This window comes from Martinezella sp. CNPSo 3957 (assembly GCF_057784395.1).
Window position 1 is genome coordinate 15,702 of sequence record NZ_JBXSOU010000001.1, and the last position, 18,198, is coordinate 33,899.

The window sequence follows — 18,198 nt, forward strand, 5'->3', positions numbered from 1 at the left end:
GACCAATCCGAATTTCCAGCTTATTCCGCGACAACGTAGGTATAGAGCCGGATTTTGCCGGATGCATCGATCTCGCGATAGAGCCCCTGGATCTCCACCTCGAAGCCCGGGAAGGTGTTGAAGCAGGTTTCAAACATCTTGAGATAGTCGATCATGGGCTTTGCCTGCTCCGTCAGGCGCTCGCCCGGCACGATGGTCGCAATACCCGGAGGATAGACGACGAAGGGTGTCGTTGCGATGCGGCCGGCGATAGCGTCGATCGGCAGATAGTCGACATCGTTGCGAACGAGGCAACGTGCGGCATCGTGCGGCGACATGGCGATCGGTGGCAGGTGTTCGGCGGAAAACTGCTTCGTCTGCAGCGCGCTGACATCGGCCTGGCGGAAGAAATTGTGCATTTCAGCGCAGAGATCGCGCAGCCGCACGCCCGCATAACGGCCCGGACGGCGGCGATAGAATTCCGGAATTGCCTCTTCCAGCAGCGCATTGTCGTCATGAAGCTTCTTGAAGGCGACAAGGCCGCTGATCAACGTGCCGGCCTTGCTGGCTTCGACACCGGGGGTAAGGAGGAAAAGCAGCGAATTGAGATCGTTCTTTTCCGCAACGATGCGGTTTTCACGCAGATATTGCGCGACTACGGGCGCCGGTATGCCGTGTTCCGTGTATTTCCCCGTTCGGCGATCAAAGCCCGGTGTCAGCAGGGTAAGCTTGTTCGGGTCCGTCATGGCAAAACCCGGTTCCATGCCGGAAAAGCCGTGCCATGCCGCATCGGGCGTCAGGTGCCAGAAGGCGGGATTGGTGGCGAGCTGGTCGGTTGCGACGCTTTCCCACGGCACGTCATGCACGGCGCCTGGGCTCGCCACATCCGGGATTGCCACCCGATCCGGCACGAAAGGCTCGAAGAACCAGCGTCGTTCCGGGCGATGCTCCTTCTCCTCGAATTCGCGGCGCACGGCACGGATCTTCTTGCGCAGCTCGATGCCGAGACGGATCGTGTCGTCCCAGAGCACTTCGCCCGAGCGGCCCTTCATCATCTGCGCGCCGACGTCGAGCGAGGCAAATAGCGGATAGAAGGGCGAGGTCGAAGCGTGCTGCATGAAGCTTTCGTTGAAGCGCCGGTGCTCTACGCGGCGCTTCTGGCCGGTAATGTGCCGGTCTTTCATGTGGATCTGCGAGGCCTGCGAGAAGCTTGCCAGCTGCTTATGGGTGGATTGGGTGGCGATGATGCCCGGCGCATCCGGGCCGAGGTCGGAGAGGCCCATGGCAAAGCGCCCGGCATAAAGCGGATGAAACTTCATGAAGCCGGCCCAGGCCTCGTCGAAAAGGATGTAATCGCAGAGATGGCCGATCCGCTTGAGGATCATCTCGGCATTGTGGATGGTGCCGTCGTAGGTGCACTGTTCCACGACCGCGACGCGGAACAGGCGAGGCTTCTTGTAGGCCTCCGGATCTTTCACCAGCGGATGGGTGCGGATACGCTCGCGCAGCGCGTCCTCGTCCATTTCAGCGAAATCCATGGGACCGATCAGGCCATAGAGATTGCGTCTGGTCGGCAGATAGACCGGAATGCCGCCCGAGATCATTAGGGCGCCGTGATGGGCGGCCTTGTGGTTGTTGCGGTCGAACAGCACGAGATCGCCGTCGGTCACGAGCGCCGAGAGCGCGACCTTGTTTGACGTGGAGGTGCCGTTCAGGACGAAATAGGTCTTCTCGGCGCCGAAGATCTTGGCTGCTTCCTTTTGCGCGGCAAGCGCAGGTCCCTCATGGGTCAGGAGGTCGCCGAGATCGAGCACGGAATTGTCGAGATCGTCGCGGAAGACCGCTTCACCCAAATGTTCCATAAAGACCCGACCGATGGGGCTGCGGCTATAGAAGATGCCGCCATTGTGCCCGGGGCAGGTCCAGAGGTGATTACCCTCCTCGGCATAATCGACGAGAGCGCCGAAGAACGGCGTCTTCAGCGTTTCGGCATATTGCTTGAGGCGGCTGATGAGGCTCTTAGCGATGAAAGCGGGCGTTTCTTCTGACAGGAAGACGTAGCCGTCGATAAAATCGAGGACTTCGACCGGCACATCCTCGAAGCGCTTGCGACGGATCAGCAGGATGATGGGGAATTCGAGGCCGCGCCGGCGCATGAGGTTGATGAGAGAGGCTGTCTTGCCTTCAAGACCCTTCTTGCCCCAGTCGACCAGCATGCAGCCGATGGCGGCATCGGTCTGCACGGCGATCTCGGCGTCTTCGAGATTGCGCGCGCGCACCACCTCGAAACCGGAGCGTTCGATCTCTTCGACGATCTGATTGTAGCGGGCACCCTCCAGATCCTCATTGTCAAAGGTTGGCGTCGCGAACAGAAAGTTGAAACGTCTGAAATAATCCATCTGGGTACCCGCTCCTGATTTGGCATGAGGTGTCGGCGTATTTCATGACATGGATGTGACAGAATATAGAACGTCCACTGCGGTTCGGATGTTCTCCTAAATCGGCAATAATACCGTTTGGCCGGTGACTTCAGTTTCGGCTTGTAGCCAGAAGCGGTCTGATGTCCTGGGTCGTTCCGTCGGTCAGCCCGAGATCGGTGACATGCGGGCCGGGGTTGCAGGCGAGGCTTGCTCCGACGACTGCCTTGAAAGTGCGAATGGGCGGCATCCAGTCAGCGATGGCGTCGGCCGCCGCGCGCAGCCTGGCGAAGTCGTCGGCCACGTCCTTTGCGGGCGCATCCGACAGCAAGCCGCAGACGGGCAGGGGAAGCACTGCCGTCACCTTGCCATCGGCCGCCGTCGCCATGCCGCCGCCAGCCTCAATGACGGCATTGGCCGCCGCAGCCATATCCGCCGGATCGCGGCCGAAGATCGTGAAGTTATGGCTGTCATGCGATATCGTCGTTGCCAGAGCACCGCGCCAATGGCCCCAGTCCTCCAGGATGCCGATGACGGGCGTCGGCTCTTTTCTGCCATGGCGGTGGATGACGGCCATCAGGAGCATGTGATCAGGCAGAACGAGCTTGCCGTCTTCGACTTTGACGGCCGCCTCTCCCCATTTTGTAAACCGCGGACTGACGACGGTGTTCACCCTTGCCTCAGTCATACCTGGCAGAGTGATGGTGAAATCGGTGGCGGAAAGTTTCTCAAGCTTTACGGTGTCGCGATAGGCATCCGAGGACACGCTCGTGCCTCTTCCAATAATATTGCCGCCTCTGGCAACTTCACGCCCCGATGCATAGACGCGGTCGACCACGATCCTTTCCAGATCGGAGAGGATGACGATGTCGGCGCGGCGGCCGGGCGCGACCAACCCCAGATCATAACGGTTCAACCACATAGCGGCGTTGAGCGTGGCGGCGCGGATGGCATCGACCGGCTTCATGCCATAGCCTATGAGGCGCCGCAGGACTGATGACATCGCGCCGTCATTCACGAGGTCGTCGGGGAAGACGTCATCGGTGCAGATCGTCAGCGTTTGCGGCAGATGAGGCAGCTTTTTCAGGGCCTCGACAACGCCGGGCAGGACATAGTCATGAGAACCGCGCAACTCGATGGTCAGGCCCGCCCGTAATTTCGCCAGCAAGTCCTCGCCTGAGGTGAGTTCGTGATCCGATTGGATGCCTGCGGCAACAAAGGCCTGCAATTCCGCGCCTTCGAGGCCGCGAGCATGACCGCAAACGCGCTTGCCGCTCGCAAGTCCGGCCTTGAGGACGCTGCGCATCGGCTCGCTTCGCTCAAGAACCCCTCGCATGTTCATCACTTCGGCGACGCCGGAAATCTCCGGCCAGCTCAGCATGATCGCCATTTCGTCTGAGCGGAACTCCGCGCCGGCAAGTTCCAGGCCGGGCGCCGAAGGCACGCAGGATGGCGCCAGGGTGAGGAAACGCAGCGGCAATTGCCGTGTTTCTTCCAGCGCCCATCGAATGCCGTCGAGGCCGGCGACGTTGCCGATTTCATGCGGGTCCCAGCAGACCGTCGTCGTGCCCTGGGGAACGACCGTTTCGGCATATCGCCTCGGCGTCACCATCGAGCTTTCGACGTGCATATGCGTGTCGATAAATCCGGGCGTGATGAAATGTCCCGAAGCATCGACAATCTGGCTTGCGTCCTTCCGTGTCCCCCACGGATGAACGCTTGCGATCAAGGGGCCGACAAGGCCGATATCCGCCGGCCTCATTTCCGAAGTCGCGACATCGACGAGCGTTCCGCCGATGATGAGTATATCGAACGGCTCAAGCCCCAACGCCGCCCGCACGGCACGGTCGCGCAATTCGGACGAATGGAGGTCTTGGGGTTCATTCGGCATGCCTGCCTCCCTTGGCAAAGGCGGATGGGCGCGCGGTGGATTGTCGCACGACGAGTTCCGTCGGGAATATCCCGCTGGTGTCGGTTTCTCCGGCAACGAAGGCGAGCGCGTGGTTCGCCACCGCTTCCAGATCCTGCCGGACGGTCGTAAGCGGCGGGGAGACGATTTGAGCCCACATCAGATCATCAAAGCCGGTGAGCGACATGTCTTTCGGAATGCTGCAGCCTCTGTCTTTGATGGCAATGGCAAAGCCGACGGCGAGGGCGTCATAGGCGGCGGCGCAGGCTGTAAAGTGCTGTAGATCAAGCTCGCGGCCGAGGGCGCTGCCGGCTTCGAACGTTGCATCGCTGTGTCGCAAAGTCGGTTCGATCCCTGCCTGGCGGAAGATTTCGCACATTCCGTCGACGCGCTCGCGTGCCACCAGCGAATTTTCCGGACCGGCAAGGATCAGAAGCCGGTCATGACCGAGCTCGAGCAGATGGCGGGCGATGAGACGTCCACCCTCGCGATGATCGCTGGCGGCGACATTGCCTGTTGTGGCGGCGCTGTCGATGACGGCGGCGGGCACCGGGGCATCTGTGGGCGCAATGGTCGTGCCGCGCGTCGGTATCACGATCAGCGCATCAACGCCGCGGGTGATCATGGTCTTGATTTCGAATTCCTGCTGCTGCGGATCGCCCTGACTATCACCGATCAGAACGGCAAGACCGCGCCGCTTAGCAGCTCGTTCGATGGCCTGGGCAAAAGCGGGAAACAAGGGTTGGCCGATATTCGGAACCAGCAGACCGACCGTATTGCTCTTGCCGGTGCGTAGAGCGCGGGCCGCTTGGTCAGGCACATAGCCGAGCCTGTCCGCTTCCTGGCGAATCTGTTCCGCAAGGGCTGATGACACCCGCCCCGTGCCACGCAGCGCATTCGAGACCGTTGCCGTGGAGACACCCAGCTTGATTGCGATTTCCCGAATTGAAGAAGGGCGTGTCTGGCTCATCCAAGAGCGCGCTCCGGTTTCTTGATTAAACGATTAATCAAGGCGGCGTGCTTTTGCAAGAGCGTCTTTCGCTACGCAAGGATGAAGCGCGGTTTCACCGGTATTGGCGCCCGCTCAAGCTGGCGATGACGAAGGACCTTCCGGTCGATCGGATTGCGGTGTCAGACGGCAACCAGATGGCTGGAAGAGACTGCTCGATACTCGCGTGGCTTGACCAGATAATCGACGGGCCGGATCGGGCTCTTCAATTCGTCGCTCGTCGCCATGCGCTTCTCACGTCGGCGATCGGGGTCCGGCACCGGAACGGCCGCCATCAGCTTCTTCGTGTAGTCGTGCTGCGGATTGCCGAAGACGGCGGCGCGGGGGCCGATCTCGACGATTTCGCCGAGATACATGACGGCGACGCGATGGCTGACGCGTTCGACCACGGCCATGTCGTGGGAGATGAACAGGAAGGAAAGGTTGAGGCTCTGCTGCAGGTCGAGCATCAAATTGATCACCTGTGCCTTGATCGACACGTCGAGCGCTGACACGCTTTCGTCTGCAACGATCACCTTCGGCTGCAGGGCCAGGGCACGGGCGATGCAGATGCGCTGGCGCTGGCCGCCGGAGAATTCGTGCGGGTAGCGGCTGGCCATGTCGGGCGTCAGCCCCACCTTGCGCAGCATATCGGCGACGATCTCTTTCGCCTCCCTTGCCGTTCCCATCCTGTGTTCGAGATAGGGCTCGGCGATCGCCTGACCGACCGTCATGCGCGGGTTGAGCGAGGCGAAGGGATCCTGGAAGATCATCTGCACGGATTTGCGTATCTCGCGCATATCCCGCTTGCCAAGCGAGAGCACATCGCGGCCGTCGACGATGACGGAGCCGGATTGCGGTTCGATCAGCCGCATGATCGCACGCCCCGTCGTCGATTTACCGCATCCGGATTCACCGACAAGCGACAATGTTTCGCCGGCAAAGAGATCGAACGAGACATTTTCGACCGCATGCACGCGACCTTTGAGCTTTCCGAAGAGGCCCGAATGGATGTCGAAGCGCTTGGTGAGGTTCTTCACCTGCAGCACCGGCTTTTCCTTTGCGACCGTATCCGGCACCTCGGCAGGCGTGTCGGACTCTCCCGTTGCCGTATTGACGACGGGGAAGCGCAGCGGCCGTTCATAGGATTGCATCGAACCGAGCACCGGCACAGCTGACAAAAGTGCGCGGGTATAGGGATGCTGGCCGCGATGGAAGATGTCGGCCGTCGCACCCGTCTCCACCTGCTCGCCGCGATACATGACGACGGTGCGATCGGCGATCTCCGCGACCACACCCATGTCATGGGTGATGAACAGGACGGAGGTTCCTTCTTCGTCCTGCAGCAACTTGATGAGGTCGAGGATCTGGCCCTGGATCGTGACGTCGAGGGCGGTAGTCGGCTCGTCGGCGATCAACAGCCTCGGCCTCGAGGCGAGCGCCATGGCGATCATGACGCGCTGGCGCATGCCGCCGGAAAAGCGGTGCGGATATTCATGAAAGCGCGATGCGGCCGAGGGAATGCGGACCTTCTCGAGCAGCCGGATCGTCTCGGCCTTGGTGTCCGCGGCCGACATGTCCCTGTGGCAAAGCAGGGCCTCGGAAATCTGGTCACCGATGGTGAAGAGCGGATTGAGAGAAGTCATCGGCTCCTGGAAGATCATCGATACGTCGTTGCCGCGCACCTTGCGCATCTCATGCTCGGGAAGAGACAGCAGGTTGCGGCCGCCGAGTATGATCCTCCCCTCAATGCGGCTCGAATCGCTCTGCAGCAACCGCATGATCGAGAGCGAGGTGACGCTCTTGCCCGAGCCGCTCTCGCCGACGATCGCTACCGTCTCGCCCGGCGCAACCGAGAAGGAAATATTGCGCACGACGGGTCTCCATGCGCCATCCATCAGGAATGAAGTGGTGAGGTTCTCGACGGAGAGGATGGGTTCGGCGGCCCCTGCGGCCTTTGCCTGCGACGTGCTCATGCTTGCTCCCTTCTTAGGATTCCTGCCACAGCTCAGTCCGGCCAATTCAGCACGCTGTCGAAGCGATGCCGGCTGCGGTTTTCGATCGGCGTCGCGATGATCTCGTTGGAGGCACGTGCCTTGTCGAGTTCCTCGGCAAGCCGGGTCGCCACGATCGCCTCCTGGCCGGGATGCAGGTTGCATGGGTCGAGATAGAAATAGTGATGCTCCACCTCATGGTCCCGCACGATGACCGGCGGGTTGCCGCGGCCAAGCGCCGCCGCAAGATCCCAGGCGGTGATATGCGCCTCGGGCGCCGAGATGATGACCCGCATGCGGTCGAGCGGGTTGTTGGTGGGATCGGGCTCGATCAGGGCGGTGACACCGGGGCGGCCGTCGAGAGTTCGCTTCCATAGGTTCAGATAGCCGGTCTCGCGTTCGCGGATGCCGGCATGGTCCCGCTTTTCCCAGGCCTCAAGCGCCGCCATCGTGCCATAGATGCTTTCCTTGCCGACCTTCATGCCGCGGCCGATGCCCATATTCTGCAGGAAGGCGTTGCGCACCAGCTCTTTCCTGCCGGCAACGATGCCGGAGGTCGGGCCGCCGAGGAACTTATGGCCGGAATAGAGCACGACATCGGCGCCCTGCGCCAGGAAGAGCTTCAAGTCATATTCCGACGCGGCATCGACGATGACGGGCACGCCCTTGGCATGGGCAATCTCGACGAATTCGGTCAGATGCAGCAGGCCGTAATCGACCACATGATGCGATACGACGTAAACGGCTGCCGCCGTCTTCTCGGTTATGGCGTTTTCCATATGGAAGCGATGCGTCGATGTTGCCTGACCGATCAGCATGACCTTGCCGCCGGCAAGGCGGATCGCCTGATCCACTGGAGCGCCGTAGCTCACCACATGGCCCATCTGCACGATGACTTCGTTCTTGTCCGGTGCGGCATCAGGCAGCCTCTCTATGGAGAGCAGGTTGTTGCCGGTGATGGCGCCGGCGACAGCGAGGCTGATGCCGGAGGAGCAGGATGCCGTCACGAAGCCTGCCTCGCCGCCCGTGAGCCGCGCGATGACGGCGCTGGCCTTGCGCTGAAGGTCGTTGATCTCGACGAATTGCGGCAGGATCGCCGCCATCGCCGCAATGGCTTCGGGCACGACGATCGATGCGCCGAGGCTCGTCATGGTGCCTGATACGTTGATGACGGGCCTCAGGCCGATCTTGCTACGGATATCATCGGACATTCTATCTCTCCAAAGTGACGACTGCCGATTGTCATCGACAGTTATACCATAGTAATGTAATAGCTTCTCGAAATTTCACGAGGAGCGTTGATTTGGACGCCAACACCCTATCCGCCGCACCCCCTGAAGACGCCGATTCGATCGGGGAAGCGGAAACGAAAGGCGCGCGCCGTTCGCGCGTGAGCGGCATCGACCGCGCGCTGCAGGTGATCGATTATCTCTATGAAACCGGCGCGCCGGCTGGCGCTTATGCGATTGCCAAGGCGATCAAGGCGCCTCTTTCGACCGTCTACGTGATCATCGACGACCTGGTCGAAAAGAACATGCTCGGCCGCAATGCCGACGGTTCCGTCTGGCTCGGGGCGCGTCTTTACCATTACGGCCTCGCCTATGCCCGGTCGCTGGATTTCATGAGCGTCGCAACGCGCGAGATGCACGATCTTTGCCGGCAGGCGAGCGAGACGGTGCAGGTCTGTGGTCGCGACGGCGACAACATGCTGGTACTGGCGATGGCGGATGGGCCAAGCCATTTCCAGGTCGCTTCCCGTGTCGGAACCCGCGTGCCGCTCAACTGGACGGCGTCCGGCCGGCTGTTGGTCGGGCATTTGCCCGAAGAGGAAAGGATCGAGCTTTTCAAGCGCTGTGCCCGCACCTCGCCGACCGGTCGGGCCGAGGTCGATGCCGGCGTGCTTTCCGATGCCGCGAGCAAAGCATTTGAGGAGCGCTTGTCCATCCAGGTGGCGGAGTCCGATTATGCGGTTGCCTGTATAGCCTCGCCGGTCGTTGACCGGGATGGTCAATGTGTCGCGACCATTTCGATCGTGCTTCCCGAGCAGAAAGCCGTTTCCGACGGCAACCATTATGGCGAGCAGGTGCGCGCGGCTGCCGAGCGGATCGAAAAACTGATGGGCTGGCGCAACCACTGAATTCGTCCTCCTTGGAGCAATTCCAGCAAAAGTGCGACGCGGTTTTGCGTCCGGAATTGCGCAAAGACTAATCATTGAGCGATACGATCGCTTCGATTTCGACCGTGATATTGCCGGGAAGCGAACCGAAGCCGACGGCCGAACGGGCATGCTGGCCCGCCTCGCCGAAGACTTCGACGAAGAGGTCCGAGCAGCCGTTGATGACGCTTGGATGATCCTCGAAATGCGGCACGGCATTGACCATGCCAAGCAATTTTACCACCCGCTTCACCCTGGAGAGATCGCCGAGTGCATCGTGCATGACCGCAAGAAGATTGATGCCCGTCAGCCGCGCATGCTGATAGGCCCGGTCGACGCCGACATCACCGCCGACCTTGCCAGAATGGAGGTGGCCATCCAGCTCCCGCGGCCCTTGACCCGATAGATAGAGCACGTTGCCTTCGCGGACATGGGTGACGAAATTGGCGATCGGCGGCGGCGGCGGCGGCAGCTCGATGCCGAGCGCGGCCAGTCGCTGGTAAGGTGTTTGCGCTGCTGAAGCGGCCTGTGTTGGGGACGTGTTCACGTATGCTCCTGCTATGCGATCTTAATGTTTTGACTAGCGCCACGAATAACCGTGGCTGTGGCGAACGAGCTTGCGCGCGCGCGGTATGTAGCGGCTAGCGGTGATCGCCTCCGCGCCGATCACCGCGTAACGCGGTTCGAACAGCTTCTTGAGGCGCGAGACGTCGCCATTAGAATCGGTCGCTTCGAGATCCGCATCCACGACATCGAAGATAGTGAAATCGGCCCGTTCGCCGACCGACAGCCGGCTGTCCATCGAAAGCTTGATGACCGAGGCCGGTGCATGGGTGACGGCGTCCACCACCTTGTCGAACGGCATGCCGACCGAGAGCAGCTTGGACATGGTGGTCGCGAGATCCCAGACCGGGAAGTTCATCGAATGCCCATGCAGGTCGGTCGAGATCGAGTAGGGCAGCAGGCCGCGCGCGATTGCCGCTTCCGCGACCTTGAAGGAGAAGGACGCGCCTCCATGGCCGATATCGAGCCGGATGCCTTCGCTGGCGCAGCGCTCGGCGAGATTGTAGAGGTCCTCATCCTCCATGATGCTCGAACCGGCCTTGCCATTGAAGCAGTGCGTGACGACATCGCCCGGGCCGAGGATTTCTAGCACTTCGTCGTAGAGCGCCGGCGGCTCGCCGACATGCACCATCATCGGCACCTTCAGGATCTTGGCGATCTTCTTGCCGAGCTTAACGGGTGTGACACCCCAGGAGCCGGTGATGACGTGACTGGCACGCACCTTGATGCCGACGATATGCTCGCTGTTCTCGGCATAGCATTCGAGGATGCGGTCGAGATTGATATCCTTGATATCGCGCAATTCGGGAACGCGATTGCAGGCAACGAGGCCGATCGAGCCGAGATTGAGGAAGGCCTTGATGCGCTCCCTGGAAGGCTCGATGATATATTCGCGGAACCCATGAAAATTGGCTTCGCCAGCCGAACCTGCATCGACCAGCGTCGTGACGCCGCGCTCGGCGCCGCATTCGGAGGGGCGGATCGAGATATCAGTGCCGCCATGCCAGATATGGACGTGCAGGTCGACCCAGCCGGGAGAGATCCAGGCGCCCTTGCCGTCGATGCGCTCGACATCGCCGGGAGCGGCAAGCTGCGGGCCGAAAGCGGCGACCCTACCGTCGGCGCCGACGAAAATGTCGATGACGCCGGCAGCCGTGGTGGCGCCGAATGCCATGGGCTTTACATTGGTGAGGAGGAGCGGCTTGCCCGCTTTTTCACCGGTCATTTACAAGTCCTTTCGAAGTCTTGGATCGAGCATGTCCCGCAGGCCGTCGCCGACCATTTGCAGCGAAAGCACGGAGAGAATGATGGCAAAGCCGGGGAAATAGGTCATCCAGTCGGCCTGGCCGATATATTGGCGGCCGGCCGCGATCATGGTTCCCCAGGTCGGGATTTCGGGGCTGACGCCGAGGCCGAGAAACGAGAGCCCGGCTTCGGCGAGCATGGCGCTGGCGAAGAGAAACGAGCCCTGCACCAGGATCGGCGACAGGAGGTTTCTAAGCACATGCCGCGTCATGATGTGGAACGTCGAGATGCCGAGAGCCTTGGCGGCCTCCACGTAGGGGAGTTCGCGGATGACAAGGGTCGAGGCGCGGACGATGCGGGCCAGCCGCGGGGCGTACACGATCGATAGCGCGACGATAACAGTCGTCAGCGACGGGCCGAGGGCTGCGACCAGCGCAATGGCGAGCAAAATGTCGGGAAACGCCATCATCGCATCGATCAGGCGGGCGATCGGCGTGTCGAGCCTTTGGAAGAAGCCGGCGAGCAGGCCCAGCGTGACGCCGATCACAGCCGACAGAGCCACGACGGCGGCTCCGACGAGCAGCGACAATCGTCCTGCATAGATGGTGCGGGAGAAAATATCGCGGCCGAACTCGTCGGTGCCGAACCAGTAAACCCCGCTTGGGGGCTTCAGTCGATTGACGATCGAGAGCTTCGAGGGCGAATAGGGCGCGATCCAGGGGGCGAGGATGGCAAGCAGCACGAAGATCGTCAGCACAATGAGGCCGGCGGCGACGGTCTTGCGCTTCAGAAGCCGGCGAAGGAAGTTGCTTCGCTCGCTCTGTGCCTGCTTTGGTGTATCGGTTGCGATATCGGCCATCAGTAGCGTACCCTCGGATCAACCAGCAGGTAGAGCATGTCGATCGCAAAATTGATCAGGACGTAGAGGCCGGCGATGACGAGCAGGGCCCCCTGGATCACCGGATAGTCGCGGCGCAGCACCGCCGAGACGACGAGGCTTCCGACACCCGGCAGGCCGAAGACGGTCTCGGTGACGACGGCGCCGGAAATCAGCACGGCCGCTGTCAGCCCAAGGACGGTGAGAATGGGAATCAACGCGTTCTTCAGCGCATGTTTGAGGACCACGCGGCGTTCGATGAGCCCTTTGGCGCGGGCGGTGCGGATATAGTCGTCCCCGAGCACGTCGAGCATCGATGCGCGCGTGAAACGCAGGATCAGCGCCGAGGACACGAGACCGAGTGCGACGGCCGGTAGTGTCAGATGATACATGCGATCCAGGAAACTTGCGCCCGGACCGCCATAGCCGGACACCGGAAATATCCCCAGGCGCACCGCGAAGAATTGAATCAGGATGAGGCCAAGCCAGAAGCTCGGTATGCTCGCCGCCAGCATGCCGATCGCCATCGAAGCCTGGTCGACGAGCGATCCGCGCCGATAGGCGGCATAGATGCCGATCGGCAGCGCTATGACGCCAGCGATGAGGAGTGAGAACAGCGTCAGGAAAAAGGTCGGCTCGGCGCGTTCAAGAAGCGCGGAGGAGACCGGAATATTGAGGAAGATCGACTGGCCGAGATCGCCCTTCAGCAACTGCCCGACATAGAACAGGTATTGGACGACGATGGACTGGTCGAGGCCAAGCCGGGTTCGCAGTTCGGCAATATCCTGCGCGGTCGCATCGGGGCCGAGCATGACGGCGGCCGGATCGCCGGGGGTCACGCGCACGATCACGAAAACGATCGTGACGACGAGAAACATCACGACGATCATGCCCGCAAGCCGTTGAAGGATGTAACGTATCATTGCGTCGGTTCCCAGAGTAGTTCCGCTTCTCTTCGACCGGCGGAACCACCCTATTTCTTTGTTCTCGCAATCCCGAACGGAAAACCGCTGTGCGTTTTTCCTGGGATTGCTCTAGATCCGCAAGCGGACGGGATTCGGAACGGGCGCCGGCCGCGACCGGCGCCCGAGCGCCTTGGGAGGCTTATTTCTTGATCGATGCATTCCAGAAGTAGGGCCACGGCGCGGGGGCGACGCCCTGAAGCCTGGTGGAGATCGCCGCAACGGCGTTGAAATCGCCGATCTTCATCATCGGAGCTTCGTCATAAATGGTCTTTTGAACATTGGCCCAAAGCTCGATGCGCTTCTTGGGATCGACCTCTGTGTTGAACGCGTCGATCGCGGCTTTGCTCGTCGGCGTCGTCCACCAACCGGGCGAGCTTGGCGACAGCGTGCCGATCAGCGCCGGTTCCGGCAGGAAAGGGCTGTGGCTAATGTAAATGTCCCACAGCGCCTTGTCGGCCCGGCGTTGGGTCAGCGTCGCCCAGTCGACCACCTGAAGGTCTACCGTGAAGCCCGCCTGTTTCAGATATTCGGCCGCGACCTGCGCCATCTTGTAATGGAACTCGTACTGGCGGCTGGTCAGGATGCGGATCGGTTCGCCCTTGTAGTCTGCCGCCTTGGCGGCAGTTGCAGCACCTTCCGGATCGGCGACGTTGTAGTTCCCTTTGACGCCGGCATCCGTGCTCCAGGTAAAGGGGGCAGGGTACATGTTGCCATCAACCGTATAGAAATTTGTGCTGCCGAAGGCTGCCGCCAGCATATCTTCCATGCTGAGCGCCTGACGGATCGCCTTGCGGATCGCGACATTCTTCGTGATGCCGTCGGCGGTATTGAAGACGAAGACCGGATAGCCGAACGGCTTCAGGAGCAGCGGCTGGGTCGCCGAAGCGGACTTCAGCTTGTCGAAGGATTCGACAGGAAGACTGTCGATATAGTCGTACTGGCCGGAAATGGCCGCCTCGACGCGGGTATTGGCATCGGGCACTGGGACGAAGCGGATTTCGTCGAGATATTGATGCCGGGCGCCGCCGTAACCATTGCTTTCACCATCGCGCGGCTTGTAGCCGTCGAAACGGACCAACTGGATATACTGGTCGGGCTTGCGCTCCTTCAGCATATAGGGACCGGTGCCGATGAAGTCGGTCATCGTATCTGCTTGCCTGCTGGCCGGAATGATGATGGCGGCCGAGTTGTTGAAGGCGAGCAGCGAGGTAAGCGGGGCATAGGGCTGCTTCAGCTTGATAATGACGGTGGCCGGATCCTGGGCGGTGATCGATTCGATGAAGCCACCCGCCTGCTTGCCGCGCGACGCCAGCTTGGTCCAGCGGTTGAGCGAGGCGACCACATCATTGGACGTCATGACGTTGCCGTCATGGAACTTGATGCCGGTTCTGAGTTTGATCGTGTAGCTTTTGCCGTCGGCACTGATCTCGGGCAGGCTCTCGGCAAGCAGCGGCGTGACGTTCCAGCCCTTGTCGAAGGTGTAGAGCGTTTCGAAGATATGTTGGGTGACGATACCGACGAGATCTGCGGTGGAAGTCATTGGATCGAGCGTCGGCGGCTCGCCGATCGTCGCGACATTGATGACGCCACCTTTTTCCTGAGCCATCAAAAGTGAGGGCGCTGCAACCAAGGCAGCCGCAATCAGGAATCCGAGTCCCAGTTTCATCGAAATTCTCCCAATTATGTTCCATAATTATGTTATATAAGATTTTATAACAGAATACAGAACGGGCGGGGGCTGTCAATGGTGGTGAAAACAAGGGCACATCGGCTTGAATGCGCAAAGGTTCCGTCTTGCCGAAACAGTTTCGTCGGAGCAGATTGCAGCAATAGAGGAGATAGTGCATGGCGCCTTACGATGCTTCCGGCCCCAACGTGAACGGTATCGAACCTCGTTGGACGTCCAGTGCAAAGAGCGGAGTTGGCACGGCGCTTTCGCCGGCTTGCCGCATCTGGTTCACTCTCAGTCACGGCATCTTGAACGAAATCTATTATCCCCGCGTCGACAGTGCCTGTACCCGCGACATCGGATTGATCGTCACAGGTCCCGATGGTTATTTTTCGGATGAAAAGCGCGATACGGAGAGCGTCGTCACCACGGTCGAGGATGGCGTTCCGGCCTATCGGTTGATCAATACTGCAATCGATGGCCGTTACCGGATCATCAAGCGCATCATCGTCGATCCCATGCGCAGCAGCTTGCTCCAGCAGATATCGTTCGAGCCGCTTGAGGGAGCGATCCACGATTATCGTCTCTATCTGCTTGCCGCTCCCCATCTGGTCAATGCCGGTTACGGCAATACGGGGTGGGTGGAAGACTATAAGGGCACGCCGATGCTTTTTGCGACGGGCACAGGCGGCATCTCGATGGCTCTTGCCGTCAGCCGCGGCTGGCGAACGGCATCTGCCGGCTATGTCGGTATTTCCGACGGCTGGCAGCAATTGCAGAAAGAGGGCCGGTTGGATCCAGCCGTCGCGCGTGCCGTCGACGGCAACGTCGCCCTGACCGGCGAGATCGATCTGATCGGCGGCAGCGACACGGTCACCGTATCGCTCGGCTTTGGAAGCCATTCAAAAGAGGCCGGCTATAATGCTCTTGCCAGCTTGCAGGCCGGCTATGACAGCGCCGAGCGCAGCTATGTCGCCGACTGGCGGATCTGGCAGGACGGATTGCTGGGTTTGGATGAACCGAGAGCGCCGCCGCCCGAAGTCAATCGCTATCGAATCTCGACAGCCGTACTGGCAACGCACCGGCCACTCTCTTTCGAGGGTCCGGCCGTTGCTTCTCTCTCCATTCCGTGGGGCTTTGCCAAGGGCGACGAAGACCTCGGTGGCTATCATCTGGTCTGGCCGCGCGATCTGGTCGAGACAGCCGGCGGCTTTTTAGCTGCGGGCGCTTCGCAGGATGCGCTGCGCATTCTGGCCTATCTGCGCGTCATCCAGGAAGAGGATGGGCATTGGCCGCAGAATTGCTGGCTGGATGGCGAGCCTTACTGGAGCGGGATCCAAATGGACGAATGCGCTTTCCCGATCCTGCTTGCCGATGCGCTGCGCCGCGAGGGGGTCCTTACGGGCGATCTGCTATTGTCCTACGTGCCGATGGTCGAAAGCGCAGCGCGCTACGTCGTCGTCAACGGCCCCGTCACGGGTGAGGACCGCTGGGAGGAGGATGGCGGCTTTTCTCCCTTCACACTGGCGGTTGAGATCGCTGCGCTATTGGCGGCGGCCGATATTCTGGAAATTGCCGGTCAGATGCACAATGCGGACTATCTGCGGCAGACCGCGGATGCCTGGAACGACCAGATCGAGCGCTGGACCTATGTCAGCAGCGATGCGGAAAGCGCCGCTCTCGGGGTCAAGGGCTACTATGTCCGTATTGCGCCGCCTGAGATCGCCGACGGAAGCTCGCCCGCCGATGGTTTCGTGCCGATCAAGAACAGGCCGCCCGCTGAATCGTTCCTGCCGACCGCGCGAGTCGTCAGTCCCGATGCCTTGGCGCTGGTACGGTTCGGATTGCGAGCCGCCGACGATCCTCGCATCCTCGACACGGTGAAGGTGATCGACGCACAGCTCAAATGCGACCTGCCGCAAGGGCCGCTATGGTATCGTTATACCGGTGACGGCTATGGCGAGCACGAAGATGGCGGCCCGTTCGACGGCACGGGCATCGGGCGTCCATGGCCCTTACTTGCGGGCGAGCGCGCCCATTATGAGCTCGCCGCCGGCCGGCCGGATGCGGCTCTTGGTTTGCTCAAGACACTCGAGCAGTCTGCCGGGCAGGGCGGATTGCTGCCGGAACAGGTGTGGGACCAGCCCGATATCCCGGAGCTGGGCCTTGTTCTCGGGAAACCTTCCGGCAGCGCCATGCCACTCGTCTGGGCTCATGCCGAGCATATCAAGCTCCTGCGCTCGCTGAGAGACGGGGCGGTTTTCGACATGCCGCCGCAAGGTGTCGAGCGTTACGTGACAAACAAGGTGACGGCACCCTTCGTGCCATGGCGCTTCAACAACAAGCTGTCGCAGCTTTCCGTCGGCAAACGCCTGCGGATCGAAGTCATGGCGCGGGCGATCATTCGCTGGAGTGTCGACGGTTGGGCTAACGCCAGCGATACCGAAACGAGCCAGAACGGCTTCGGGATACATGTTGCGGAGCTGTCATGCGAGCGCCTGGCGAAAGGCGGGTCGATTGCCTTTACCTTTTACTGGCCTGACACCGATCATTGGGAAGGAGAGGATTTCTCCGTCTCCGTCGTTGAGGCGCCATAGTGCGATTTGTACCCGTCGTGGATAGAAAGTGTGGACGAATATGAGCCAGGTAACAGAGAGCCGCAAAACAAACGTAAAACTGAAGAAAACCGTGGCGCCGGCTGCGACAGAGGAGCTTGTCGTCTTGGCAATCGATCTCGGCGGTTCGCATGTAAAAATGCGTCTCAGCTCCGGCGGTGAGCGCCGGGCGGCCGTCTCCGGGCCTACAATGTCGGCAAAAGAGATGGTCCAGACCGTCAAGGATCTGACGAGTGATTGGCGATACGACGTTATCGGTATGGGATATCCCGGGCCTGTTTCGAACAACAGGCCAGCTATGGAACCGCATAACCTCGGAAGCGGCTGGCAGGATTTCGACTTTTCCGCCGCTTTCGGCAAGCCGGTCAGGCTTGTCAACGACGCCGTGATGCAGGCAATCGGCAACTACAAAGATGGCAATATGCTGTTTCTCGGCCTCGGCACAGGATTGGGTTCGGCGATGATTGCCAATCACGTTTGTCTGCCAATGGAGCTTGCCCATCTGCCCTACAAGAAGCGGGGCACCTTCGAAGACTTCATCGGCGAGCGTGGCCTTGAAAAATACGGCAAGAAAAAATGGCGGCAGTCGATCGAGGATATCGTCGAAAGATTGAGGGCGGCCTTGCTGCCGCACGAAATCGTCATTGGCGGCGGCAATGCCGAGAAGCTCAAGGAACTACCCCCCGCCTGCCGTATCAGCGACAACGAAAATGCGTTTTTCGGAGGATTTCGCCTTTGGAAGGATACGACTTTGAGCTTCTAGGCTGCGGCGGTGATCGAATGGAGCGACATGAGGATCAGTCTCAGGTCGCTTGATCTTT

Annotated in this window: 13 protein-coding genes; 3 read left to right on the top strand and 10 right to left on the bottom strand. The window is 60.7% G+C overall.

Annotated features, from left to right (window positions below; translation table 11 throughout):
* Window positions 1-20: 20 nt before the first annotated feature.
* From AC13QE_RS00080 to AC13QE_RS00100, 5 genes are all read right to left on the bottom strand, one after another.
* The gene (locus AC13QE_RS00080) at window positions 21-2,378 is read right to left on the bottom strand and encodes an Orn/Lys/Arg family decarboxylase (RefSeq protein WP_488482057.1); all 2,358 of its coding nucleotides are present in this window, start codon (window positions 2,376-2,378) and stop codon (window positions 21-23) included.
* 130 nt (window positions 2,379-2,508) lie between these two features.
* Window positions 2,509-4,287, bottom strand: a complete 1,779-nt coding sequence (locus tag AC13QE_RS00085) for an adenine deaminase (protein ID WP_488482058.1) — start codon at window positions 4,285-4,287, stop codon at window positions 2,509-2,511.
* Window positions 4,277-5,275 carry a LacI family DNA-binding transcriptional regulator gene (locus AC13QE_RS00090; protein WP_488482059.1) on the bottom strand — a complete coding sequence of 333 codons (999 nt, stop codon included), beginning with the start codon at window positions 5,273-5,275 and terminating at the stop codon, window positions 4,277-4,279. Before AC13QE_RS00090 ends, AC13QE_RS00085 begins: the two co-directional genes overlap by 11 nt.
* 161 nt (window positions 5,276-5,436) lie before the next feature.
* Window positions 5,437-7,269, bottom strand: coding sequence for an ABC transporter ATP-binding protein (locus AC13QE_RS00095; RefSeq protein ID WP_488482060.1), 1,833 nt, complete (start codon window positions 7,267-7,269; stop codon window positions 5,437-5,439).
* Between the two features lie 32 nt (window positions 7,270-7,301).
* Window positions 7,302-8,498: an aminotransferase class V-fold PLP-dependent enzyme gene (locus tag AC13QE_RS00100; protein ID WP_488482061.1), complete on the bottom strand. Its 1,197-nt coding sequence runs from the start codon at window positions 8,496-8,498 to the stop codon at window positions 7,302-7,304.
* A gap of 92 nt (window positions 8,499-8,590) precedes the next feature.
* On the opposite strand from AC13QE_RS00100, the gene AC13QE_RS00105 reads away from it, so the two are divergent.
* Window positions 8,591-9,424: an IclR family transcriptional regulator gene (locus tag AC13QE_RS00105; RefSeq protein ID WP_488482062.1), complete on the top strand. Its 834-nt coding sequence runs from the start codon at window positions 8,591-8,593 to the stop codon at window positions 9,422-9,424.
* Window positions 9,425-9,491: 67 nt separating this feature from the next.
* On the opposite strand, the gene AC13QE_RS00110 is transcribed toward AC13QE_RS00105, so the two are convergent.
* The 5 genes from AC13QE_RS00110 to AC13QE_RS00130 all read right to left on the bottom strand — a co-directional run bounded on the left by AC13QE_RS00110 (window position 9,492) and on the right by AC13QE_RS00130 (window position 14,759).
* Window positions 9,492-10,004, bottom strand: coding sequence for a RidA family protein (locus AC13QE_RS00110; RefSeq protein WP_488482847.1), 513 nt, complete (start codon window positions 10,002-10,004; stop codon window positions 9,492-9,494).
* 18 nt (window positions 10,005-10,022) lie between these two features.
* On the bottom strand, window positions 10,023-11,231 hold the full coding sequence (locus AC13QE_RS00115; RefSeq protein WP_488482063.1) for an amidohydrolase/deacetylase family metallohydrolase: 1,209 nt from the start codon (window positions 11,229-11,231) through the stop codon (window positions 10,023-10,025).
* Window positions 11,232-12,110, bottom strand: a complete 879-nt coding sequence (locus tag AC13QE_RS00120; RefSeq protein ID WP_488482064.1) for an ABC transporter permease — start codon at window positions 12,108-12,110, stop codon at window positions 11,232-11,234. It abuts the gene before it with no gap.
* Window positions 12,110-13,051, bottom strand: coding sequence for an ABC transporter permease (locus tag AC13QE_RS00125; protein WP_488482065.1), 942 nt, complete (start codon window positions 13,049-13,051; stop codon window positions 12,110-12,112). The genes AC13QE_RS00120 and AC13QE_RS00125 overlap by 1 nt, the downstream gene beginning before the upstream one ends.
* Window positions 13,052-13,232: 181 nt before the next feature.
* The gene (locus AC13QE_RS00130; protein WP_488482066.1) at window positions 13,233-14,759 is read right to left on the bottom strand and encodes an ABC transporter substrate-binding protein; all 1,527 of its coding nucleotides are present in this window, start codon (window positions 14,757-14,759) and stop codon (window positions 13,233-13,235) included.
* Window positions 14,760-14,938: 179 nt separating this feature from the next.
* Between AC13QE_RS00130 and AC13QE_RS00135 the strand changes: the two genes are divergently transcribed.
* Window positions 14,939-17,359 carry a glucan 1,4-alpha-glucosidase gene (locus AC13QE_RS00135; RefSeq protein WP_488482067.1) on the top strand — a complete coding sequence of 807 codons (2,421 nt, stop codon included), beginning with the start codon at window positions 14,939-14,941 and terminating at the stop codon, window positions 17,357-17,359.
* Window positions 17,360-17,399: 40 nt separating this feature from the next.
* The gene (locus AC13QE_RS00140; protein ID WP_488482068.1) at window positions 17,400-18,140 is read left to right on the top strand and encodes an ROK family protein; all 741 of its coding nucleotides are present in this window, start codon (window positions 17,400-17,402) and stop codon (window positions 18,138-18,140) included.
* Window positions 18,141-18,198: the final 58 nt, after the last annotated feature.